The sequence below is a fragment of the Streptomyces sp. DH12 genome, assembly GCF_020873895.1.
In the GTDB taxonomy this organism is placed as follows: Bacteria; Actinomycetota; Actinomycetes; order Streptomycetales; family Streptomycetaceae; genus Streptomyces.
In genome coordinates, this window is record NZ_JAHWGT010001313.1 from 1 (window position 1) to 425 (window position 425).

1 pseudogene is annotated in these 425 nt (G+C 76.2%); it reads right to left on the bottom strand.

The annotated features are described in order from the left end of the window. A pseudogene (locus LPA54_RS39845) lies at positions 1–425 on the bottom strand (serine/threonine protein kinase); the annotation flags it as partial.

Here is a 425-nt window from a genome sequence, read left to right on the forward strand (position 1 = left end):
CGCGGACGCCGGGATCTTGTTGTCCTTGTCGTCGGCCTTCAGGTCGCGGTCGGTCTCGATCCGCACCATCCCGCTCGGGTCGGTGAAGGAGGCGACGGTGCCGTCGGCGTCCTCGGCCGGCTTGTCCTTCACGAAGCCCTCCGGCACCGCCAGGGACACGCCCACCCGGTCGCCGAGGTCGTGCGTCTTCCAGCCGTCGGGCAGCGGCCCCGCGAACGGATCGGCGATCACCAGGCCCACCACGACGGCCGCCGCGACCACCGCCGCACCCAGCCCCAGCAGCGTCCTGCGGCCGATGCGGACGCCGCCCTCGCGGCCCGGCACGGGCAGCGTGGCCACCTGGGTGGGCTGCGGCGCCGGCGGGTTGGCGGCGGCCTCCAGTGCGGCGCGGACCTGGGCGGCGTTCGGACGGCGCGCCGGGTCCT